This window comes from Microlunatus endophyticus, assembly GCF_014646195.1.
GTDB lineage: Bacteria > Actinomycetota > Actinomycetes > Propionibacteriales > Propionibacteriaceae > Microlunatus > Microlunatus endophyticus.
Genome location: NZ_BMMZ01000011.1, coordinates 91,499 through 109,383 on the forward strand (window position 1 = coordinate 91,499; position 17,885 = coordinate 109,383).

General features: G+C 67.4%; 17 protein-coding genes and 1 tRNA gene. 15 read left to right on the plus strand and 3 right to left on the minus strand.

Going from position 1 to position 17,885, the window contains the following annotated elements:
- Window positions 1-55: 55 nt before the first annotated feature.
- The 9 genes from murD (at window position 56) to IEY07_RS18885 (ending at window position 9,962) form a co-directional block, all read left to right on the plus strand.
- Window positions 56-1,534, plus strand: a complete 1,479-nt coding sequence (gene murD, locus IEY07_RS18845; RefSeq protein ID WP_188897025.1) for a UDP-N-acetylmuramoyl-L-alanine--D-glutamate ligase — start codon at window positions 56-58, stop codon at window positions 1,532-1,534.
- Between the two features lie 5 nt (window positions 1,535-1,539).
- Window positions 1,540-2,871, plus strand: coding sequence for a putative lipid II flippase FtsW (gene ftsW, locus IEY07_RS18850; protein WP_229670330.1), 1,332 nt, complete (start codon window positions 1,540-1,542; stop codon window positions 2,869-2,871).
- Window positions 2,868-4,022: an undecaprenyldiphospho-muramoylpentapeptide beta-N-acetylglucosaminyltransferase gene (murG, locus tag IEY07_RS18855; RefSeq protein ID WP_188896953.1), complete on the plus strand. Its 1,155-nt coding sequence runs from the start codon at window positions 2,868-2,870 to the stop codon at window positions 4,020-4,022. Before ftsW ends, murG begins: the two co-directional genes overlap by 4 nt.
- A complete protein-coding gene (gene murC / locus IEY07_RS18860) occupies window positions 4,022-5,551 on the plus strand; it encodes a UDP-N-acetylmuramate--L-alanine ligase (RefSeq protein ID WP_188896954.1) in 1,530 nt (509 codons plus the stop codon). Before murG ends, murC begins: the two co-directional genes overlap by 1 nt.
- On the plus strand, window positions 5,551-6,291 hold the full coding sequence (locus IEY07_RS18865; protein ID WP_188896955.1) for a cell division protein FtsQ/DivIB: 741 nt from the start codon (window positions 5,551-5,553) through the stop codon (window positions 6,289-6,291). Before murC ends, IEY07_RS18865 begins: the two co-directional genes overlap by 1 nt.
- A 276-nt stretch (window positions 6,292-6,567) precedes the next feature.
- A complete protein-coding gene (ftsZ, locus tag IEY07_RS18870) occupies window positions 6,568-7,812 on the plus strand; it encodes a cell division protein FtsZ (protein WP_188896956.1) in 1,245 nt (414 codons plus the stop codon).
- A 195-nt stretch (window positions 7,813-8,007) separates the two neighbouring features.
- On the plus strand, window positions 8,008-8,583 hold the full coding sequence (locus tag IEY07_RS18875) for a cell division protein SepF (protein ID WP_188896957.1): 576 nt from the start codon (window positions 8,008-8,010) through the stop codon (window positions 8,581-8,583).
- 69 nt (window positions 8,584-8,652) lie between these two features.
- Window positions 8,653-8,955, plus strand: coding sequence for a YggT family protein (locus tag IEY07_RS18880; RefSeq protein WP_188896958.1), 303 nt, complete (start codon window positions 8,653-8,655; stop codon window positions 8,953-8,955).
- Window positions 8,956-9,101: 146 nt separating this feature from the next.
- Window positions 9,102-9,962, plus strand: coding sequence for a DivIVA domain-containing protein (locus tag IEY07_RS18885; RefSeq protein ID WP_188896959.1), 861 nt, complete (start codon window positions 9,102-9,104; stop codon window positions 9,960-9,962).
- Here the strand turns inward: IEY07_RS18885 and IEY07_RS18890 are convergent.
- The gene (locus tag IEY07_RS18890; RefSeq protein WP_188896960.1) at window positions 9,872-10,918 is read right to left on the minus strand and encodes a hypothetical protein; all 1,047 of its coding nucleotides are present in this window, start codon (window positions 10,916-10,918) and stop codon (window positions 9,872-9,874) included. The two genes, IEY07_RS18885 and IEY07_RS18890, sit on opposite strands and share 91 nt — an antisense overlap.
- A gap of 88 nt (window positions 10,919-11,006) precedes the next feature.
- On the opposite strand from IEY07_RS18890, the gene IEY07_RS18895 reads away from it, so the two are divergent.
- From IEY07_RS18895 to pyk, 4 genes are read left to right on the plus strand one after another with little or no spacing between them, the layout of a single operon-like run.
- Window positions 11,007-11,408, plus strand: a complete 402-nt coding sequence (locus tag IEY07_RS18895) for a TraR/DksA family transcriptional regulator (RefSeq protein WP_229670346.1) — start codon at window positions 11,007-11,009, stop codon at window positions 11,406-11,408.
- Window positions 11,381-12,010, plus strand: a complete 630-nt coding sequence (locus tag IEY07_RS18900) for a signal peptidase II (RefSeq protein WP_188896962.1) — start codon at window positions 11,381-11,383, stop codon at window positions 12,008-12,010. The genes IEY07_RS18895 and IEY07_RS18900 overlap by 28 nt, the downstream gene beginning before the upstream one ends.
- Complete coding sequence (locus IEY07_RS18905; RefSeq protein ID WP_188896963.1) at window positions 12,007-12,930, plus strand: RluA family pseudouridine synthase; 924 nt, start codon at window positions 12,007-12,009, stop codon at window positions 12,928-12,930. The genes IEY07_RS18900 and IEY07_RS18905 overlap by 4 nt, the downstream gene beginning before the upstream one ends.
- A gap of 55 nt (window positions 12,931-12,985) precedes the next feature.
- Complete coding sequence (pyk, locus tag IEY07_RS18910) at window positions 12,986-14,401, plus strand: pyruvate kinase (protein ID WP_188896964.1); 1,416 nt, start codon at window positions 12,986-12,988, stop codon at window positions 14,399-14,401.
- A gap of 245 nt (window positions 14,402-14,646) precedes the next feature.
- On the opposite strand, the gene IEY07_RS18915 is transcribed toward pyk, so the two are convergent.
- Window positions 14,647-15,459 (minus strand): class I SAM-dependent methyltransferase, encoded by an 813-nt coding sequence (locus IEY07_RS18915; RefSeq protein ID WP_188896965.1) that lies wholly within the window; start codon window positions 15,457-15,459, stop codon window positions 14,647-14,649.
- Between the two features lie 83 nt (window positions 15,460-15,542).
- A tRNA-Leu gene (locus IEY07_RS18920) sits at window positions 15,543-15,625 on the minus strand.
- Between the two features lie 128 nt (window positions 15,626-15,753).
- Here IEY07_RS18920 and IEY07_RS18925 point away from each other — a divergent pair.
- Complete coding sequence (locus IEY07_RS18925) at window positions 15,754-16,374, plus strand: ANTAR domain-containing response regulator (protein WP_229670348.1); 621 nt, start codon at window positions 15,754-15,756, stop codon at window positions 16,372-16,374.
- A gap of 218 nt (window positions 16,375-16,592) precedes the next feature.
- A complete protein-coding gene (locus tag IEY07_RS18930; protein ID WP_188896967.1) occupies window positions 16,593-17,816 on the plus strand; it encodes a branched-chain amino acid ABC transporter substrate-binding protein in 1,224 nt (407 codons plus the stop codon).
- Window positions 17,817-17,885: the final 69 nt, after the last annotated feature.

Genomic DNA, 17,885 nt, shown 5'->3' on the forward strand with positions numbered 1-17,885 from the left:
CACCAGTAGGGCGAAGGGCACCAGTAGGGCGAAGGGCTGGGACGAGCGGATGAACATGATCGATTGGCTGGCGACCGCCGACGGGTCGAGCGACTGGAGCCGGGCCCACGTCGTGGTGGCCGGGATCGGTGTCGCTGGCTTCGCCGCCGCGGACGGCCTGCTGGAGTTCGGTGCCCGGGTGACGGCCCTGGACAGTGGGACCAGTGACCAGCTCCGGGAGCGGGTGACGCTGCTGGAGACCCTCGGGGCGACCGTACGGATCGGCCCCGGGAGCACCGACACGCTGCCCGCCGATGCGGATCTGGTGATCACCACGGGGCTGCCGCCACACCAGTCGATGATGATCGAGGCGGCCGCTCGGGGCGTCCCGGTGTGGAGCGAACCGGAGCTCGCCTGGCGGCTGATGCACCCGCGCAAGCCGGTGCCCTGGCTGGGAATCACCGGCACCAACGGTAAGACCACCACCACCGAGATGCTCGCCTCGATGCTCACCGCGGCCGGGCTGCGGACCGCTGCCGTCGGCAACATCGGCCGGCCGTTGATGGAGATCGTGCTCGACCCGCAGCCGTACGACGTCCTTGCGGTCGAGCTGTCGGCACAGCAGCTGCACCGGATGCACACCGTCTCGCTGCATTCCGCGGCGGTGCTCAATCTGCATCCCGATCACCTGGAGTGGCACGGCACGCTGGAGCAGTACGCGGCCGACAAGGCCCGGATCTACGAGCGGGTGCAGCAGGCCTGCGTCTACAACGTGGCCGAGGAGTCGACCCGCAGGATGGTCGAGGACGCCGAGGTCATCGAGGGCGCGCGGGCGATCGGCTTCACCCTCGGCGTACCGAAGGTCGCGATGGTCGGGCTGGTCGAGGACATCCTGGTCGACCGCGCCTTCATCGAGCAGCGCCAGACCTCGGCCGTCGAGCTGGCGACAATCGCCGACGTCGCCCCGGACGAGTCGGGCGCCGGTTCGGCGGCCCACAACGTCTCCAATGCTCTGGCGGCGGCCGCGCTGGCGCGGTCCTTCGGCGTCCGTCCCACCGCCGTCCGCGACGGATTGCGCGCGATGAGGGTTGGCGGCCACCGGATCCAGACTGTCGGAATCGTCGACGACGTCCGCTACGTCGACGACTCCAAGGCGACCAATCCGCACGCCGCCCAGGCGTCGCTGGCCGCCTTCGACTCCGTGGTGTGGGTGGCCGGTGGCCAGGCCAAGGGGGTGAGTTTCGACGACCTGGTGATCGCCAACCGCGAGCGCCTGCGCGGGGCGGTTCTGCTGGGTGTCGACCGGGACCTGATTGGCCAGGCCCTGGCCCGACACGCGCCCGAGGTCCCCGTGATCAGCGTCGCGGACACGGAAACTAGTGCCATGGCTCGGGTCGTCGGTGCGGCCGCGTCGCTGGCCCGTCCGGGTGACGTGGTGTTGCTGGCACCGGCGTGTGCGAGTCGCGACATGTACATCGACTACGCCGAGCGCGGTGACGCGTTCGCCGCGGCGGTGGGCAACCTGCAGAGCTCGGGCCCGGCCGGAGGGGAGTGACCAGCGTGAGCACGACGACCAGTGCGGCGACCCGCACCGCTGTTCCGCGCGAATCCAGGCACCAGACCCGGCAGGAGGCCGCTCAACAGGCCCGTCCGGGGCGGCTGGACTGGCTGCGGGTGATGTTGAACAAGCCGCTGGCCAGCTTCCACCTGGTGCTCGGTTCGGCCGGGATGCTGGTGGCGCTCGGCCTGATGATGGTGCTGTCGAGTTCCAGCGTGTACGCCTACCAGTACGAGGGCGACGCCTATTACTACCTGAAGCGGCAGGCGGTGTTTCTCGGCGTCGGCCTGATCGGCGCCTACGTGGTGACCCGGTTGTCCCGCTCGCTGCTGCGGGTGGTCGGCTGGATCGCGCTGTTCGTCTCCGCCGGAATGCTGGTGCTGACGTACACGCCGCTGGGTGTGACGATCAACGGCAACCGCAACTGGCTGCAGCTGGGAACTCCGATCCTGCAGTTGCAGCCCTCGGAGTTCGCCAAGCTCGCCATGATCATCTGGGCGGCGGATATCCTTGCTCGCAAGGACAAACTGCTCGACCAGCCCAAGCACCTGTTGATCCCGTTCCTGCCGGTGACCGGACTGATGATCTTGCTCGTGGTCTTCCAGGGTGACGCCGGCACCGCGGTCGTGATGGCCGGGATCGTCGCTGGGGTGCTGTGGATCGTCGGTGCCCCGATGCGGATCTTCGCCTCGATCGGCGTGATCGGCATCGTCGGCGTGATCGGCTTGTTCATCACCAGCCCCAACCGGATGGGACGACTGGCCGCCTTCCTCAATCCGACCGCGGACACAGCGGGAGCCAACCTGCAGTCGACCGTTGCGATGCGGGGTATCGCCTCCGGCGGCTGGTGGGGGGTCGGGCTCGGCGCCAGCCGGGAGAAGTGGGGCAGCCTCCCCGAGGCGCATACCGACTACATCTTCGCCGTGATCGGCGAGGAGCTCGGCCTCTTCGGCACCCTCGCCGTGCTCGGACTCTTCTTGGTGCTCGGCTATGCCGGGCTACGGATCGCGTTGCGTTCCGATGACAAATTCCACCGCTATCTGGCGGCCGGGGTGACCAGCTGGTTCATGGTACAGACGTTGATCAACCTCGGTGTGGTGCTCCGGTTGCTGCCGGTGGCGGGTGTACCGCTGCCCTTGCTGTCCTACGGCGGCTCGGCCCTGATGGCCAATGTGATCGCGGTCGGCGTACTGATCGCCTGTGCCCGCAATGAACCGGCCGCCCGCCGGGTGCTGGCCCGGGCAGCACAACAGGTGCGGCCGGAGATGACCACCGTCGTCGACGGCCGTGGCCGGGCCAAGAGTTCAGCACCGTCGGGGCGCCGCAAGCGATGAGCCACAGCGTCGTCCTCGCCGGCGGCGGCTCGGCGGGTCACACGTCGCCGCTGATCGCGACCGCCGAGCAGCTGCGCCGGATCGAGTCGGACATCACCCTGACCGCGATCGGCACCGCGCGCGGTCTCGAGACCCGTACGATCCCGGCCGCCGGGCTTCCTCTGGAACTGATCCCGCCGGTCCCGATGCCGCGCCGGCCGGGCCCTGATCTGGCCAAGCTGCCGGTCCGGCTGGGCAAGGCGGTGTCCGAATCGATGGCGATCCTGCGTCGGGCCGAGGCCGATGTGTTGCTCGGCTTCGGTGGCTACGTCTCCACTCCCGCCTACCTCGCGGCGCGCCGGCTCGGCATCCCGGTCGTGATCCACGAACAGAACGCCCTTCCCGGACTGGCCAACCGGCTGGCCGCCCGGTTCACCCGCCATGTCGCCACGTCCTTCCCCGACACGCCGCTGCCGCATGCCAACTGGATCGGTCTGCCACTGCGGGAATCGGTCACCCGGCTGGCAGATTCATCACCGGCCGAGCGGGAGCGGCTGAAGTCCCAGGCCCGGATCGAGCTGGGTCTCGATCCGGATACCCCGACCCTGCTGGTGACCGGCGGTTCCCAGGGCGCAGCCCGGATCAACAGATCGGTGATCGAGGCCCGTTCGGGCCTGCTCGCCGAGGGCATCCAGATCCTGCATCAGCTGGGCGGCAACAACATCGGCGAGGCCGATGTCAAGGTCACCGACCCGCAGACCGAGGCCAGCTACATCCCGGTCGGCTTCATCGAGCAGATGGAGAAGGCGTACGCCGCTGCGGACCTGGTGCTCTGCCGGGCCGGTGCCAGTTCGGTGCTCGAGGCGGCACTGCTCGGACTGCCGACCCTGTTGGTGCCGTACGCGGTAGGCAACGGTGAGCAGTCGCGCAACGCGACGGCCGTGGTGAAGGCCGGCGGCGCCCGCTTGCTGGACGACTCGACCCTCAACGGCGGTGTGCTGCTGACCGCGATCCCGGCCATCCTGGACGATCCCGCCGTGTTGCATCGGATGTCGGAGGCCGCCCGTGGCGTAGCCTCGTCCGATGCCGCCCGGCGGCTGGCCCGGTTGACCCTCGACGTGGCCGACGGCCGGGAGGCCGACGGTCCCGAGAGTCTGCAGGAGAGTCCCTGATGCCGCTGATCGAACCCACTCCGATCGATGAGATCGCCGATCCTGAGGACCTGGGGCCGGTGCACTTCATCGCCATCGGCGGGTCCGGGATGAACGGTGTGGCGACCATTTTCGCCCAGCGCGGCATCGAGGTCAGTGGTAGCGACCGGTCCGACTCCGACTACCTGCAGTCTTTGGCCCGTCTCGGTGTCCGAACCCATGTCGGACATGCCGCCGAGCAGCTCGGCAACGCGCGCACCGTCGTCGCCTCGTCGGCGATCCGCGAGGACAACCCGGAGCTGGCCGAAGCCCGCCGTCGCGGGCTACCGGTGCTGCACCGCAGTGTCGCCCTCGCGTCGTTGATGAAGGGTCGTCGGGTGATCTCGATCGCCGGCACCCACGGTAAGACCACCACCACCGCGATGACCTCGCACCTGCTCACCCGGCTGGGCGCAGATCCGTCGTACGCGATCGGCGGCGTTCTCTATCACCCGTCCGAGGACGGGGCGAAGCATGCCAAGACCGGTGGGCACTTGGGCAGCGGACCGGACTTCGTCGTCGAGGCCGACGAGTCCGACGGAACCTTCCTGCAATATCCGACCCGGGTCGCCGTGGTCACCAACATCGATCCCGATCACCTGGTGAACTGGGGCACCCCCGAGAACTACCGGGCCGGGTTCGTACGCTTCGCGACCGGCCGACAGGTCGAGTTGCTGGTGATCAGCGCCGACGATCCCGGCGCGGTCGAACTGACGCGGAAGCTCCAGAGTCGTGAGCTGGTCGAAGGGCTTCCTCCGGCGCGGCCGCCACGCATCGTCACCTTCGGGCGCAGCGAGCGGGCCGACATCCGGATCACCGACGAGTCGTACGCATCCCTCGGGTCGAGCTTCATCCTCACCGACCGCGTCGGACCCGAAGGCTCGACCGGCGCCTCAGGTCCGGTCCGGCTGGTCGTGCCCGGCAGCTACAACCTGCTGAATGCGGCCGCCGCCTACGCGATCGCCACCCGGCTCGGCCACGACCCGGCCGCGGTCCGCGAGGCACTCGGCAGCTATCCCGGCACCTACCGGCGCTTCCAGTTGGTCGGCTCGGCAGCCGGCGTACGGGTCTTCGACGACTACGCCCATCATCCGACCGAGGTGGCCAACACCGTACGGGCGGCCCGGGAGGCGGTCGACGAGAGCGGCGGCGGCCGGTTGGTCGCCGTCCTGCAGCCGCACCTCTACTCGCGGACCCGGGATTTCTGGCGCGAGTTCGGCGCTGCTCTCGAGCCGGCCGACGAAGCGGTCGTGATGGACGTCTGCGGCGATCGTGAGGATCCGATCAAGGGTGTCACCGGCAGGCTGGTCGCCGATGCGGTACCGGCCGGGACCGCGCGTGTGACCTACGAGCCGGATTGGGACGCCACCGCTGCGACTGTGGCCCGGATCGCCCGGCCCGGCGACCTGGTGATCACGCTCGGGTGTGGTGACGTCACCAAGATCGCGCCGGTGATCGTCAGCGAGATCGCGGCCGAGAACAGCCGGACCGGCACGTCGAAGGGGGAGTGATGACCATCAGTCCACCGGATCTGCGGATCAACCCGGACACCGAGGAGACGGCGCTGCTGGACTTCCGCCGGCGACGCAACCGGCGTCGGCTGGTGGCCCGGATCCTGGTCCCGTTACTGGTCCTCGCGGTGGTCGCGGCTGGAACCTATCTGGTCGGCTTCTCGTCGGTGCTCGCGGTGAAATCAGTGCGGATCGCGGGGGAGAAGGAGTTGACCTCGACCGAGATCGCCCAGGTCGCCGCCGTCCCGGTTGGCGCCCCGATGGCCCGGACCGACGTCGCCGCGATCCGGCAACGGGTGGCCGGCATGAAAGAGGTGGAGTCGGCGTCGATCAGCCGGAAGTGGCCGAACACCGTGGCGATCACCGTCAAGGAGCGGACCCCGTTGTTCGCGGTCGCCGACGGGACCTCGGTCCTGCTGGTCGACCGCTTCGGTGTCGGCTTCCGTACGGTCTCCTCGGCAGGGAAGCTGCCCAAGGCTGCGGTCCCTGCCGACAACCGCGCGGTGCTGGTGTCGGTCGGCATCGTGGTCTCGGCACTCCCGGCCTCGCTCCAGCACAAGGTCGAACGGATCCGGGCCACCACGAAGGACTCGATCACACTCGAGCTGACCGACGGTGACACTGTCTTCTGGGGCAGCGACGAACAGTCCGACCTGAAGGCGCAGGTGTTGGTGCCGCTGCTGAAGCAGAAGGGCACCCGCTATGACGTGTCCGCTCCCGGCAACCCCGCGATCCGCTGAGGATCCGCTGACGGTCAGGCTGCGCTGCGGCGGTATCAAGGTGAAGTAGAAGTTGAGACAAAGCGGGTCAATCCGGCGCGGCGGGTGCGTCATGTGGACGAACGCTCACCCGAACGCATAGCGTGACAGTCACTCCTCGTCAGATCAGTTGAGGGGTCCGACCCGAGGAACTCTTCCCCGCACTTCCTCGTGGTCACGACCCGACAGGTCGACCTCAGGTTGAGACTGACGGGGCATCCAACGCGACCTTGCACGGCAGGAGAAGAGGCGGAACCAGTGGTCACTGCATCACAGAACTATCTGGCGATCATCAAGGTGGTCGGCGTCGGCGGCGGCGGCGTCAACGCTGTGAACCGGATGATCGAGGCCGGCCTGCGGGGTGTCGAATTCATCGCGGTCAACACCGACGCGCAGGCGCTGCTGATGAGCGATGCCGATGTGAAACTCGACATCGGACGCGAACTGACCCGAGGCCTTGGGGCCGGTGCCGACCCGGACAAGGGCCGTCAGGCAGCCGAGGACCACTCCGACGAGATCGAGGAGGCGCTCAAGGGCGCCGACATGGTTTTCGTGACCGCCGGCGAGGGTGGCGGCACCGGCACCGGTGGTGCGCCGGTGGTGGCGCGGATCGCGCGTTCGCTGGGAGCACTGACCATCGGTGTGGTCACCCGGCCGTTCAGCTTCGAGGGCCGGCGCCGTTCGGTGCAGGCCGAGGACGGCATCGGGAGCCTCCGTGACGAGGTCGACACCCTGATCGTGATCCCCAACGACCGGTTGCTGGCGATGACCGATCACCAGCTGGCGATCCTGGACGCTTTCAAGCAGGCCGACCAGGTGCTGTTGCAAGGTGTCTCCGGCATCACCGACCTGATCACCACGCCCGGTCTGATCAACCTGGACTTCGCCGACGTGAAGTCGGTGATGTCCAACGCCGGTTCGGCGCTGATGGGCATCGGTTCGGCCCGCGGTGAGGACCGGGCCCGGGCCGCAGCTGAGCAGGCGGTCTCCTCGCCGCTGCTGGAGGAGAGCATCGACGGCGCTCGCGGTGTGCTGCTCTCGATCGCCGGCGGATCCGATCTCGGCTTGTTCGAGGTGTCCGCGGCGGCCGATCTGATCCAGTCCGCGGCCCACGAGGAAGCCAACATCATCTTCGGCACCGTGATCGACGATGCGCTCGGTGACGAGGTCCGGGTGACGGTCATCGCCGCCGGCTTCGAGGACGGCCATCCGCCGCGCCGCCAGCCCGGTGTCACGCGGCAGCCGGCGGTGCGGCCGAACAGTCAAACCCAGGCCGCCGCCCCCGCAGCTCCGAAGCCGATCACCCCCGCCAAGCCCGCTGAGCCGACCGGAGCCCCGGCCGGTGGCGCGGGCACCCAACCCGCCAATCAGCCCGCACCGTCCACCGGCCGGCCCAGCCCCTTCGGCCCGCCCGCTGGTTCGGTGCCCGGCGGCTCGAGGACCGCAGCCAAGCCGGCCGACGATGACGATGACGACCTCGACGTCCCGGACTTCCTGAAGTAAGTGGTCGCGGAGCTTGCGGAGGAACCGCCCGCAAGCTGATCTGAGGAAGCAACCGATCCGGGGGTCCAAGGGGGTCGCCCCCCTTGATCTAGTTTGGTCGCCGCGGCAGGTCGCCGCGGCAGCGTGTCGGCGGATGCGGCGACCAAAATAGACGATATCGTCGAGGCGGCAACGCACAGGAAGGTCTAGGACAACATGGCGGATAGGTTGAAGCGGGCCGCTGCGTGGCTCGGGCTCGTCACTGACGACCGATATCCGGAGTATGACGACACCGAGCCGACCGAAGGTGTCTCCCGTGATGAGCTCCTGGCCGAAGCCGAGAAGCACAACAGCACAGCCGCCGTACCGGCATCCGGCCGGCCGGCCGAGGCTGCCAAGGTGACGCCGCTGGAGTCGCGGCGACCGGCGGCCCAGCCGGTGGCCGGCGGCGCGAGGACCGCGACCGCCACGGCGGTAGCGGTGGAGGAGAAGCCTGTCGAAGTGGAGAAGGCAGATTTGTCCCGGATCGTCACTGTGCATCCGCGTAGCTTCAACGATGCCCGGACCATCGGTGAGCACTTCCGCGACGGCGTGCCGGTGATCATGAACCTGTCGCAGATGGAGAACGCCGACGCCAAGCGCCTGGTGGACTTTGCCGCTGGTCTGATCCTTGGCCTGCGTGGCAATATCGAACGTGTCACCAGCAAGGTGTTCCTGCTGTCGCCGCAGAATGTGACCGTGGCCGCGGAGGACAAGGAACGCATCGCTGGCGGGTTCTTCAACCAGAGCTAGTCGCGTTGCGGCGCGTGGGTTGTGGGGACTCGTCGGCGCTCACACCGGGAAGTATGAGGACCAGCGCGCATGTTGCCGATCGCCGGATACATCATTGAATGGATCCTGTGGCTGTTCTTGTTGCTGCTGATCGCGCGGATGATCCTCTCCTGGGTTCCGGTGCTGGTTCGCGACTGGCAGCCGCGCGGCGCGATGCTGGTGGTCGCGGAGGCGATCTACACCGTCACCGACCCGCCGCTGCGTTTTCTGCGCAAATTCCTGCGGCCGGTCCGGATGGGCAACATGGTGCTGGACATCGCGTTCATGGGCCTGTGGCTTGCGGTCATCATCCTGATGCGCGTCAATTCGATGGTTTTGTTGGTTCCACACTGATCCTGATTGGCCCGGTGTCACGTGGATTGGGTACGGTAAGCATGCGTGCCCTGGGCCCTACCGGGTCTCCTGCCCGGTGAAGCTGTGGGCCATGCAGGCAGCGGCCTGCTCAAAGAACTGCATTTTTCGACTACCTGAGGTGAACGATGTCGCTGACGCTGGATGAGGTCCGGAATATCAAGTTCCGGATGGCCAAGAGATCCGGCTACGAGGTTCTGGACGTCGACGAGTTCGTCGACCAGGTGGAGGCGTCTTTCGAGCAGCTGCTGGAGGAGAACGCCAACCTGAAGCGTCAGGTCGACTCGCTGAAGTCGACCGCCGACGCTACCGCGGAGTCTCAGCAGCCGCAGCAGCCCGCTGCCCCGCAGCCAGTTGCGCAGCCCGCACCGCAGCCGCAGGGCAACGAGCCCGACGTGGAGCGGATCGTGGTCACCACCGCCAGCGAGGCCAGCCCGGCCGTCGTACGCCTGGTGCAGGTTTCCACCGAGCATGCCGAGCAGATCCTCAACGAGGCCAAGGAAGAATCGGCCAAGATGAAGGCCGAGGCCGAGCGGACCGCCAAGCAGCTGACCACCGACGCGACCACACGCGCCGAGCGGGTCGAGAGCGAGGCCAGGGTGAACGCCGAGCGGATCCGCTCCGAGGCGCAGAACAACGCCGAACGGCTGAACCAGGACGCCGAGACCAAGCGGCGTGAGCTCTTCGGCGAGCTGGAGAAGCAGCGTGACCAGCTGGCCGCGTCAGTCTCAGATCTGCGCAAGTTCGAGTCCGACTTCCGGCAGAACCTGACCAACGAGCTCCGCAGCCACATCGATCACCTGTCCGCCGGCAAGGCCGAGCCGCCGTCGGCGCCGGCCGTGCTGAACGAGCTGGGTCGCGACTCGGAGAACGGCGCCGCCAACGGTCCGAGCAACGGTCAGCCGAATCGTGGAGTCCAGGACGGCGGCCAGCAGGACACGCCCAGTGACACTCCGCGCTTGGACGCGCTGCTGGGCGAGCAGTCCTGAGGGCGGCCGGTCGCGAGTTCGACCGGTTCAGAGTTCCACTGCAGAAATGGGTCCCCGACATCGGGGGCCCATTCTGTCTTTTCGGGGTGAATTGGGGTAAGCAACCCGCTCAGCGCTGGGTGAACACCGCCTGAAGGACCCGAAGTTGCCAACACATGCGGTTTTTCATTGAAGAAATCCCGATTGCGCCCTACTGTTCGTCTGACTTCCTCGCATCCGCGCTTCGGAGCATCAAGGGGGCTCGACATGACTGCCAGAACGACAGCCGCGAACCGTAGGACCAGGCAACCGTCGTCGACGACCAGGACGGAGCCGGGTACCGGGCGTCGCGCGGCGTCGGCCTCCGCTGCGCAGAAGCCGGCGACGAAGAGAGCGACAGTCAAGAGCAGTTCGCCGGTCACCAAGGCTGCCGCCAATAAAGTCGCGGCCAAGAAGCCGATCGCGAGCAAACCGAACACGAGCAAACCAAACACGAGCAAACCAAGCACCGCCGAGAAGGCGCCGATAAAGAAGCCGCCGTCAAAGAAAACGGTGGCAAAGACGACCGATCGCGGGACGGCGGCAAGGACCACGACCTCAAAGAAGGCTCCGGCAAGCAAGACGACAGCGAACGCCACAGCAGCGAAGAAGACGCCGGCGAAGAAGGCGAACGCTTCGACCACGAAGGCCGCTGCGTCCAAGACCACAACGACGAAGCCGGCGACGAAGCGTACGGTCAGCAAGGTCGCGCCCGCCTCCAGGTCGACCAAGGCCTCGCCGTCGAAGAGAACGACCGCGAAGGCCGCGGCATCCAGCAAAGCTACGGCGAAGACGCCGAATCCAGCCAGGAAATCCCCGGCCGGCAGGAGTCCTGCCGGCCGGCCGACCCGGGCTGACAGTTCCGCAACGACGACCACCGCGTCTGCCGCAGCGGCGGCGGACGGGCACATCGAGAAGACAGGCAACGTGACGAACACTGCATCAGCGACCAGCGGTCCGGTCGCTTCCGAACCCGGCGACAGCATCGGCGCCACCTTCGATCGCGCCGTCGCAGCCGGCCGCGCGATCCGCCCCGGCGATCTGCCGGTCCGTGATGGCGAGGACCCTTGGACCGAGGACGAGGTCGCCGAGATCCGCACCGAGTTGGAGTCCGAGCTGGTCCGGCTGGCCAGCCAGATCGAAGTCTCCGAGGCCGAACTTGTCGGACTGCTGCGCGACGGCAGTGAGGGCGCGGGTCGTGACCCGGCCGACGTCGGCTCGACCAATTTCGAGCGCGATCACGAGATGTCGCTGGCCAACAATGCGCGAGAACTGCTCGATCAGACCCGGTCGGCACTGATGCACATCGCCCGCGGCAGCTATGGGATCTGTGACAACTGCGGACGGCCGATCGGCAAGGGTCGGCTGCTGGCGTTCCCGCGTGCCACACTGTGTGTGGAATGCAAACAGCGCGAGGAACGTCGATAACCAGTTCGTCCACACCGAACAGCCACCGGCCGATACGCCGCCGGTGGCTGTACGTCTGCCTGTCGGTGCTGGTGGCAGCCGCCGGGCTGGTGCTGGACGTGATCACCAAACACCTGGCCGCCGGCAGGCTTGACCCGTACAACCCGGTCGTGCTCTTCGGCGGGCTGCTCCGCCTGCAACTGATCCGCAACTCCGGCGCGGCCTTCAGCCTCGGCGAGGGCTACACCCCGGTCTTCGCGGTGCTGGCAGCCGCTGCCCTGCTGTTCGTGATCATCGCTCTGCTTCCCCGACTACGACACAGCGGCTGGGCAGTCGCGCTCGGCTTCCTGATGGCAGGGGTCGCCGGCAACCTCGTCGACCGGATCTTCCGCGAGCCCGGCTTCTTCCGCGGCCACGTCGTCGACTTCCTGCAACTGCCCCACTGGGCGATCTTCAACGTCGCCGACATGTGCGTGTGTACCGCCGCAGTGATGATCGTGATCCTGGCGATCTTCCGGAACATCTCGGTGGGCGGTGAACACTACGCCCGCAAGGGGCCGGCGGACCGACAGACTGAGGAGAACGGGGCCGAATCGACGACGCCCGGGCAGAGCCGGTCATGACCTCTCGTACGGTGCTGGTGCCCGAAGGCCTTGAAGGGGAGCGGGTCGACGCAGCGGTGGCGCGGATGCTCGGGCTGTCGCGGACCAAGGTCGCCGAGCTCGCAGCGACCGGCGGCGTCCTGGTCGACGGTTCGCCGGCCGGCAAATCGGACCGGGTCACAGCGGGCTCGCTGCTGGAGGTCGACCTTCCGGACTCGCCCACCGGCGTGCAGGTGACCCCGCAAGTGGTCGCCGGTGTCCGGATCGTCCACGACGACGATCACATCGTGGTGGTCGACAAGCCGGTCGGCGTGGCCGCCCATCCCAGCCTCGGCTGGGACGGACCATCGGTCACCGAGCACCTGGCGGGCGCAGGCTTCCGGATCTCCACGTCGGGTGCTCCGGAGCGTCAGGGTGTCGTCCAGCGGCTCGACGTCGGGACGTCCGGGCTGATGGTGCTCGCCAAGAGCGAGCTGGCGTACACGGTGCTCAAGCAGGCATTCCGTGACCGAGAGGTCGACAAGACCTATCACACCCTCGTCCAGGGGCACCCGGATCCGTTCGAGGGCACTATCGACGCCCCGATCGGTCGCCATCCCGGCGCCGACTACAAGATGGCCATCCGCAGCGACGGTCGGCGCAGTGTCACCCACTACAAGACCCTGGAAGCCCACCGCGGCGCCTCGCTGCTCGAGGTCAAGCTGGAGACCGGCCGGACCCACCAGATCCGCGTGCACATGGCGGCGATCAAGCACCCGTGCGTCGGCGATCCGACGTACGGCGCCAATCCGCGGCTCGCTGCGGAGCTCGGCCTGGTCCGCCAGTGGCTCCATGCCGTACGGCTCGGGTTCGTCCACCCGGCGACCGGCGACCGGGTGGAGTTCACCTCTGAATACCCCGAGGACCTGCAGCACGCACTCGATCTGGTCCGGGCAACCTGACCCGGCAACCCGGCCCGTTGTGCGTGCTCTCAGCCGGGCGTAATAGGGTCCGGGTGTGCGAAGAGCGAAGATTGTCTGCACCCTCGGCCCGGCGACCGCTTCCGAAGAGCGTCTGATCGAGTTGGCGCGCGCCGGGATGAATGTCGCCCGGCTCAATATGAGTCATGGTGACTACCCCGACCATCTGAAGAGCATCGAGGGGGTCCGTGCCGCCGCCAAGGCCGTCGGCCGACCCATCCTGATCTTCGCCGATCTGCAGGGTCCCAAGATCAGATTGGCCCGGTTCGCCGAAGGCAGGGTCGAGCTTGCCTACGGTGCGAAGTTCACGATCACCACCGAGGACTGCCAGGGTGACGTGAATCGCTGCGGTACGACCTTCAAGGGGCTGCCCGGTGATGTGAAACCCGGCGACCTGATCTTGATCGACGACGGCCGGATCCAGCTGGTCGCCGACGAGGTGACCGACACGGAGGTGATCACCACCGTCCAGGTCGGTGGCCCGGTCTCCAACAACAAGGGCATCAATCTGCCGGGGGTCGCGGTCAGTGTCCCGGCACTGAGTGACAAGGACACGGCAGACCTGCGGTGGGCCCTGGCCCAGGGCGTCGACATGATCGCGATGTCCTTCGTGCGCAGCGCTGCCGATGCCGCCGACGCACACCAGATCATGGCCGAAGAGGGTCGCAAGGTCCCGATCATCGCCAAGATCGAGAAGCCGCAGGCGGTCCAGAACCTGGACGAGATCATCGACGCGTTCGACGCGTTCATGGTGGCTCGCGGCGATCTCGGCGTCGAGCTGCCGCTGGAGGAAGTGCCTCTGGTCCAGAAGCGGATTGTGACCGCTGCCCGGCGATGGGCCAAGCCGGTGATCGTCGCCACGCAGATGCTGGAGTCGATGATCTCCGCGCCGCGACCGACCCGCGCCGAGGCGTCCGATGTCGCCAACGCGATCCTGGACGGCGCTGACGCGGTGATGCTGTCCGGTGAGACCAGCGTCGGCGAGTATCCGGTGCTGACCGTTGAGACGATGGCTCGGATCATCAATGAGACCGAAGCCCACGGCATGGCCGAGATGCACACCATCGACTGGGACCCGCACACCACCGCCGGCGTGGTGACCAAAGCCGCCGCCGATGTGGCCAAGGGCGTCGGTGCCCGCTATCTGGTCGCCTTCACCCAGTCCGGTGACTCCGCCCGGCGGCTCTCCCGGCTGCGACCGGACATCCCGCTGCTGGCCTTCACCCCACTGGAGAGCACCCAGGCCGAACTCACGCTGTCATGGGGGATCGAGACGTTCCTCACCCCGATGGTGGCTCACACCGACGACATGATTCGGCAGGTCGACAAGTCGCTGACCGAGTCCGGGCTGGCGGAAGAGGGCGACCGTGTCGTGATCATCGCCGGTTCGCCTCCCGGCCGCGCCGGCGCGACGAACATGATCCGGGTCAGAAAGATCGGCCTGCCGTTGTGACCTTGGCCGCCGGGTCCTGCGATTCGGCCCCTCGAACCGGCCTCATCGAAGTCGTGACGACTCGAGTTTGCCGGTCAGACGGCACGGATCGTACGTTTCACGCAACGGGTCGCAGACGGTATGGCTCCCGGCGCGGATCAGCTTCGTTCCGTAACAGGCGGCGCGGTCCGTACGGACGGGAAACCGACGGCGGTCGGAGGCCGCACGCCACCGGCCCCGGGCCGTGCCGTGCGACGGACCCACCGTCAGTCGCGGCGGGTGAACGAGCCGAGGATCGTCTGGCCGAAAGGGATCGGCAACGTGTCCAAGACCCGCGTGAGCGGAACCAAGACCGCGTCGTAGATCTTCACCAGCTTGGAATTCGGGCTGCTGGCACCGCCTTTGCGGACGGCCGCCCACCAGGCGATCCCGCCCAGCAGATTCACCGGCCGGGACAGATCCACGCGCAGGCCGGCCTCCTCGGCCGCGGCGGACAGCGTCTTCGGGGTGTAGCGGCGAACGTGTCCGACCGAGCGGTCGAAGTCGCCGTACAACTGCTGGTAGCCCGGCACCCAGATGACCAGATTCCCGCCGGGCCGCACCAACCGCGACAGGGCCCGCAGCGCCCGGACATGGTCCTCGATGTGCTCCAGGACGTTGATGGCCAGGACTGTGTCGAGCGGCCCCAGCTCCTGCGCCAGGGTCTCCGCCCGTTCCGGGGTCAGGTTCGCCGCGTCCAGCTGCCGTACGGCGACCTCGGGCCGGTCGGCGAACCGGCGTCCGATCGCCTGCACTGCGTCCGGGTCGACATCGGTGACCACCAGCCGGCGGCGTCCGGTCAGGCCGGCCGAGAAGTCGCCGGCGCCGGCGCCGATCTCCAGGACCTCTGCGCCGCAGTGGCGCCCGATCAGTGAGTGCTGATACTTGCCGTAGTTGACCTTGACCTGGTCTCCGCTCTGCTCCAGCTGTCGTCCGGTTGCGGCCGCGAAAGCGCCGCTCCCGTGAGACGAGGCTGAGGAGACAGTCGTTTCGGAGCGTGCACCGACGCTGGTGTGCTGAGAAACCTGTGAGGAATCCATAGACCGGCATTGTGGCACGGCTGCGCCAACAGGTCACAAACTGATTACGACGCGTCGTGTCGACGTGCCGGCGCCTGGAGTTGTGCCGAGGAGGGGAGTCGAACCCCTACGCCCTTTCGGGCAGACGGGTTTGAGCCGTCAGCGTCTACCATTCCGCCACCCCGGCCGGAGCGACGATCATTGTGCCACAGGCGAGCCGGAAGTCCTCACTCCGACCGGACTCCGCATCAGCGCCCGCGGCTGGCTAGAGTTACTCCCGTGACAGAGAGCAAAGCAGCCCAGGAAAGCGCGGAGCTGCGTCCGCAGACGAAGACCCAGGCCAAGCCCACAGGCGCCGCTTCGCGGGTTGTCGTCGCCGAGGACGAGTCGCTGATCCGGCTCGACCTGGTCGAGATGCTCAGCGAAGAGGGCTACGAAGTCGTCGGTGAGGCCGGTGACGGCGAACAGGCCGTCGCCCTGGCGACCGACCTCAAGCCCGACCTGGTCGTGATGGACGTGAAGATGCCCAAGATGGACGGCATCTCCGCAGCGGAGAAGATCGCCGAGAAGCGGATCGCCCCGGTGGTGATGCTGACCGCGTTCAGCCAGCGCGACCTGATCGAGCGGGCTCGTGAGGCCGGCGCGATGGCCTATGTCGTCAAGCCGTTCGGCAAGGACGATCTGGTGCCGGCGATCGAGATCGCGATCGCCCGCTACCAGGAGATCCTCGCCGTCGAGGCCGAGGTCGCCCAGCTCGAGGAGCGGCTGGAGACCCGCAAGATCGTGGACAAGGCGAAAGGCCTGCTCCAGGTCGGCCTCGGACTGACCGAGCCGGAGGCGTTCCGCTGGATCCAGAAGACCGCGATGGACCTGCGCAAGTCGATGCGCGAGGTCGCCGAAGGCGTCATCGCGCACGGAGCCAAGCCCGGCCGCTGACCCGTACGCCTGCCGCGGATCCCACCGCGGCGCCAGGAAAACCGCACGACCTGACCAGTTAATGGTCAGGTCGTTTTCCGTTGTGTAACGAACCGACAACGTGCAACCGCTTTGGCCTGAGACCGGCCTTAGAGTCCTCCCAGGCCGGATGCGGTCGCGTGGGCAGACACCTGGCGATCCCGGATGGCCGACATGGCCGACCAGATCAGGAGGAAATAATGCGCAAGCATCGACTGGCCGTAGCCGGAGCTGCCTTCATCGCACTGTCGCTCACAGCGACCGCTTGTGGGACGCGCTCGGACAACACCAACGCCGGGACCGGCGGGGCCACCCAGGACAAGACAGCAAAGATCGGCGTCATAGCGCCGCTGACGGGCGATCTCGCACCACTCGGGCTCGGTATCAAGAACTCGGTCGACCTGGCCGTCAAGCAGGCCAATCAGAATCACACAATCCCCGGTTGGACCCTGGAGCTCGACGCCCAGGACGACCAGGCCACCCCGGCCACCGGACAGAACGCCGCGACAACGCTGGCTGGTGACGACGACGTGATCGGGGTCGTCGGCACCCTCAACTCCTCGGTCGCCCAGACCGTGCAGCCGGTGCTGAACAACGCCAAGATCGTCGAGGTGTCGCCGGCCAATACCGGTGTTGCGCTGACCAAGGGCGAGGACGCGGCCAATCCGAAGCGGCCGTACGCGAACTACTTCCGCACCTGTACCACCGACGACATCCAGGGTCCGTTCGCCGCGCGCTACCTCTTCCAGGACAAGGGACTGAAACAGGTCGCGACCATCAACGACAAGAAGACCTATGGCGCCGGGCTCGTTGCGTCCTTCGAGACGGAGTTCAAGAAGCTCGGTGGCAAGATCGTCTCGCACCAGACGATCAACCCTGATGACACGAACTTCAGCCCGGTGATCAGCAAGGTCCAGGGCGCACATCCGCAGGCGATCTACTACGGCGGCGAGTACCCGCAGGCGGGGCCGCTGTCCAACCAGGCCAAGTCGGCCGGTCTCGACGTCCCGGTGATGGGTGGTGACGGTATCTACGATCCGGCCTACATCAAGCAGGCCGGTAGCAAGTCCGACGGTGACCTGGCCACCTCGGTCGGGGCTCCGGCCGACACATTGCCGTCGGCGAAGTCCTTCGTCGATGCCTACGCCAAGGCGGGCTACAAGGATCCGTACGCTGCCTATGGCGCCTACTCCTACGATGCGGCCAATGCGATCATCAACGCGCTGAAGACCTCGCTGGCCAGTGCCGACGATGCCAAGTCCGCCCGCCAGGCCACCATCGACGCAGTCGGCAAGGTCGACTTCGACGGCGCGACCGGACACGTCTCCTTCGACCAGTACGGCGACGCCACCTCGCGGGTGCTGACGGTCTACGCGGTCAAGGGCGGCCAATGGGCAGCGGTCAAGACCGGCGAGTTCAAGTGAGCCGGTAGCAACCGCCCATGGGCGGGGAGCGATGGGGACAGGACGGTTCGGTCCCTGTCCCCATCGCAT